Below are 4,767 nucleotides of genomic sequence, written 5' to 3'. Positions count from 1 at the left end.
TTTTCACGGTTTTTACAATTTTTTCAGCAGATTTATCTACTAAATTGTAATCGTACGATTTTAACTTTATTCTAATTTTTTGACTCATCGTTTATAATTTAGAGATTAACCCTTTGCTTTTGCTATAACTTCTTCCGAAACGTTAGAAGGACATTGTTCATAATGTGAAAACTCCATAGAAGATGATGCTCTACCAGATGATAATGTTCTTAATGTAGTAACATAACCAAACATTTCTGATAATGGAACTGTTGCTTTTACAACTTTCGCTCCAGATCTATCGTCCATAGCATTTACCTGACCTCTTCTTCTATTTAAATCTCCTACAATATCTCCCATATTTTCTTCAGGAGTTACTACAGCTATTTTCATAATAGGTTCAAGTATCACAGCTTTTGCAGCTTTTGCAGCAGCTTTATATCCCATTTTTGCCGCTAACTCAAACGATAATTGATCTGAATCCACTGCGTGGAAAGAACCATCATATAAAGTAACTTTTAAGCTATCCATTTCAAATCCAGCTAAAGGACCATTTTTCATAGCTACCTTAAATCCTTTTTCAATTGAAGGAATAAACTCTTTAGGAACATTACCTCCTTTAATATTATTTTCAAATATCAATCCGGTTTCACCATCAGCTACAGGCTCCATAATAAATTTAATATCTGCAAATTTACCACGTCCACCCGACTGTTTTTTATAAACTTCACGGTGATCTGCTTTCGCTGTAATAGCTTCTTTATATTCTACTTGAGGTTGCCCTTCGTTCACCTCAACTTTAAACTCACGTTTTAAACGATCTACAATAATTTCTAAATGTAATTCACCCATTCCAGAAATAATTGTTTGTCCAGAAGCTTCATCTGTTTTTACAGTAAATGTAGGATCCTCTTCAGCTAATTTACTTAAAGCCATACCTAATTTATCAACATCTGCTTTTGTTTTAGGCTCAACTGCAATACCGATTACTGGATCAGGAAAATCCATAGACTCTAATACAATAGGATGTTTTTCATCACACATTGTATCACCAGTTTTGATATCTTTAAATCCAACACCTGCACCAATATCACCTGCTTCAATATAATCGATAGCATTTTGCTTGTTTGAGTGCATTTGGTAAATACGTGAAATACGTTCTTTTTTACCTGATCTGCTATTATATATATAAGAACCAGCGTCTAAACGTCCAGAATAAGCTCTAAAAAATGCTAAACGACCAACATAAGGGTCAGTTGCTATTTTAAATGCTAAAGCAGCAAATGGTTCTTTTACACTTGGTTTACGAATTTCTTCCAATTCAGTATTTGGATTAACACCCACCACACCTTCTTTATCTATTGGTGCTGGTAAATATCTACAAACAGCATCTAATAAGAATTGTACACCCTTATTTTTAAACGCTGAACCACAAATCATTGGAATAATAGACATATCCATTACCGCAGCACGAAGGGCAGCATGCACTTCATCTTCAGTTATAGAATCTTCATCTTCCATATATTTTTCCAAAAGACTTTCATCATAAGCAGCAACTTCTTCAATAAGTTTACCTCTTAATTCTTTTGCTTCTTCTTTTAAATCTTCTGGAATTTCAACAATATCAAAAGTAGATCCTAGTGTTTCATCATGCCAAATGATTGCACGATTCTTAACTAAATCAACTACACCTTTAAAATTTTCTTCATCACCAATATTCATAACGATAGGAACTGCATTAGAGCCTAACATTTCTTTAACTTGCTGACAAACTCCTAAAAAGTTAGAACCTTGACGGTCCATTTTATTTACGAATCCAATTCTTGGTACTTTATAGTTATCTGCTAATCTCCAGTTAGTTTCAGATTGTGGCTCAACACCATCTACTGCACTAAAAAGAAAAACTAAACCATCTAAAACACGTAATGAACGATTTACTTCAACCGTAAAATCAACGTGACCTGGAGTATCAATTATATTAAAGTGATATCCTTTAGCATCTTTAGTTGGTTCCCCATTTTCTCTTGGAAACACCCATTCACAAGTAGTAGCAGCAGAAGTAATTGTAATACCTCTTTCTTGCTCTTGCTCCATCCAGTCCATTGTAGCTGCACCATCATGTACTTCTCCAATTTTGTGAGAAACTCCTGTATAATAAAGAATTCGCTCTGTACAGGTAGTTTTACCTGCATCAATATGAGCTGCAATTCCAATATTTCTTGTATATTTTAAATCTCTTGCCATCTTCTATTTATTAAAATCTAAGGTGAGAGAATGCTTTATTAGCATCGGCCATTTTATGAACGTCCATTCTTTTCTTAACAGCAGCACCTTCTTCTTTTGCAGCAGCTAATACTTCAGCAGCTAAACGCTGAGCCATAGATTTTTCATTTCTTTTTCTTGAATAAGAAATTAACCATTTAATTGCCATAGACACTTTTCTATCTGGTCTAATTTGCATTGGAATTTGAAATGTTGCACCACCAACACGACGGCTACGCACTTCAACTTGAGGCATTACATTACTTAATGCGTCTTTCCACAATTCTAATGATGTTTTCTCTTCGTCTTGTTTCTTTTGTTCTACGATATCTAAAGCATCGTAAAAAACTTTAAAAGCTACAGATTTTTTACCATCCCACATTAAGTTATTTACAAAACGCGTAACTAACTGATCGTTAAATTTAGGATCTGGTAAAAGAACTCTTTTTTTCGCCTTTCTTTTTCTCATGTCTTTACATTAAAGTTTTTAAATTACTTTTTAGGTGCTTTTGTACCGTATTTAGAGCGACGTTGTGTTCTTCCATCAACACCTGCAGTATCTAATGCTCCACGCACTATATGATACCTAACTCCTGGTAAATCTTTAACCCTTCCACCTCTAACTAATACTATCGAGTGCTCTTGTAAATTATGTCCTTCTCCTGGGATGTAAGCATTTACTTCATTACCATTTGTTAACCTTACCCTTGCAACTTTACGCATTGCTGAATTTGGTTTTTTAGGCGTTGTAGTGTAAACACGTGTACATACTCCTCTACGTTGAGGACATGAATTTAAAGCAGCCGATTTACTCTTCTTAGTTATTTTGGTTCTTCCTTTTCGTACTAATTGCGAAATTGTTGGCATACTAAAATCTTGTTATTAATTGTTTTTAAATCTCCTAGGTTATTTCTAAGAGTGCGCAAATGTACAAATAATTTCTTGTTAATCAAATATGTAAATATTTTATTTTTACAATTTGTTTTTCACAATATATATAATGTATATTCACACTATAATTTTGAATGATTTGAAACCCAATTTTAAGCTTCTTTTTGTAATCGTTTTTTTTACTATTTCCTCAATAAATAGTTACTCTCAAAGTTTTGAGTTAAAAATTTATTCAAAAGACAGTGCCGATAAACCTATTATAGATGCAATTGATTATAAAAAGTATCATTTAAACAAAAAATCCATTCTTAAAGAAATAGATTCCATTGCTTTATATTTTTCAACCAAAGGTTTTATAAATAACCAATATATTTTGGAAGAAAAGGACTCTTTAATAATGTGTGACTTTTCACTTAATAAAAGAATAAACATAATACGAGTTTACTATAATGACATTAATTTAAAACCCGAATTACTTAAAAGACTTTCTATTAATTTTAACAATCAGTATTTTGAAACTTCACCAACAACAATTCAAGATAAACTTACCACAATTACCAAACATTATGAAAAACAGGGATTTACTTTTGTAAAAGCATCGTTGAAAGATTTAAATTTAAAAAATAGTGTAATTGAAGCCACACTTAATCTAGATGCCACTGCTAAAAGAACAATAGACACCATTATAATTAGAGATTATGATAAATTTCCTGAAAAATATTTGAAGCATTATTTAGAAATAAAAAAGAATACCGTTTTTAACAATAACTTTCTTACTAGAATACAAGCACAAATTAACACCATACCTTTTGTTTCGCAAATAAAAAACCCAGAGGTTTTATTTACAAAAGACTCCACTGCTCTATACCTGTATCTCAGCAAACAAAACATTAATCAATTTGAAGGTGTAATTGGCTTTTCCAATTCAAAAAACAATTCATTAACTATTAATGGGTTTTTAAACTTAAATCTTAATAATATATTTGATATAGGAGAGCAAATTGACATCAACTGGAAAAACAATGGTGATAAGAATACTTCACTGAAAATAAATTTAAATACACCATATATATTAAAAAGTAAATTTAGTCTAAATGGAAGTTTTAATATTTATAGAAAAGATACCATCTATAATAGTCTAAATACACAAATTGCGTTAATTTACAGTCTCGACAGAAACCATTCAATAAAAAGTATTGCTAACCATGAGAATTCTACCATTTTGGGAAGCGCAAATATTAACGGAATTGAATCATATACAAAAAAACTTTACGGAATCTCATATTTATACCAGCCACAGGCTTTTTTATTAAAAAATAAGTTATTAATAGAACTAAACTATTTAATTGGAACTAGAAACACATCAGTAACCAAAAGAAACCAATCTAAAGGGTTGGCAATTGTTAATTATTTATGGAATTTAAATAGTAAAAATCAAATTTTTATAAAAAATACAACAGAAATTCTTAATACTTCGAAAATTTTTGAAAATGAACTATTCTTAATAGGAGGAATAAACTCCATTAGAGGTTTTGACGACCAAAGTATATTAACATCAAATTATAATTTAACTAATTTGGAATATATTTTTTATACAACTAAAACAAATTATCTATACACTATTTCCGATTTCGG

At 30.9% G+C, this 4,767-nt stretch carries 5 protein-coding genes; 1 reads left to right on the top strand and 4 read right to left on the bottom strand.

Annotated elements, in window-relative coordinates; all coding sequences use genetic code 11:
- The 4 genes from AB1Z17_RS12355 to rpsL all read right to left on the bottom strand — a co-directional run.
- On the bottom strand, positions 1 to 88 hold an 88-nt coding region (locus tag AB1Z17_RS12355; RefSeq protein ID WP_368052093.1), incomplete at its 3' end, for a 30S ribosomal protein S10.
- A 17-nt stretch (positions 89 to 105) separates the two neighbouring features.
- Positions 106 to 2,223 carry an elongation factor G gene (fusA, locus tag AB1Z17_RS12350; RefSeq protein ID WP_368052092.1) on the bottom strand — a complete coding sequence of 706 codons (2,118 nt, stop codon included), beginning with the start codon at positions 2,221 to 2,223 and terminating at the stop codon, positions 106 to 108.
- 10 nt (positions 2,224 to 2,233) lie between these two features.
- On the bottom strand, positions 2,234 to 2,710 hold the full coding sequence (gene rpsG, locus AB1Z17_RS12345; protein WP_134248795.1) for a 30S ribosomal protein S7: 477 nt from the start codon (positions 2,708 to 2,710) through the stop codon (positions 2,234 to 2,236).
- 23 nt (positions 2,711 to 2,733) lie between these two features.
- Positions 2,734 to 3,108 carry a 30S ribosomal protein S12 gene (rpsL, locus tag AB1Z17_RS12340; RefSeq protein ID WP_068206887.1) on the bottom strand — a complete coding sequence of 125 codons (375 nt, stop codon included), beginning with the start codon at positions 3,106 to 3,108 and terminating at the stop codon, positions 2,734 to 2,736.
- 154 nt (positions 3,109 to 3,262) lie between these two features.
- Between rpsL and AB1Z17_RS12335 the strand changes: the two genes are divergently transcribed.
- Positions 3,263 to 4,767, top strand: a 1,505-nt coding sequence (locus tag AB1Z17_RS12335) for a hypothetical protein (protein WP_368052091.1), incomplete at its 3' end; no start/stop codon positions are given.

This window comes from Lutibacter sp. (genome assembly GCF_040883305.1).
GTDB lineage: Bacteria > Bacteroidota > Bacteroidia > Flavobacteriales > Flavobacteriaceae > Lutibacter.
This window is presented reverse-complemented; position numbering and strand designations above follow the sequence as displayed.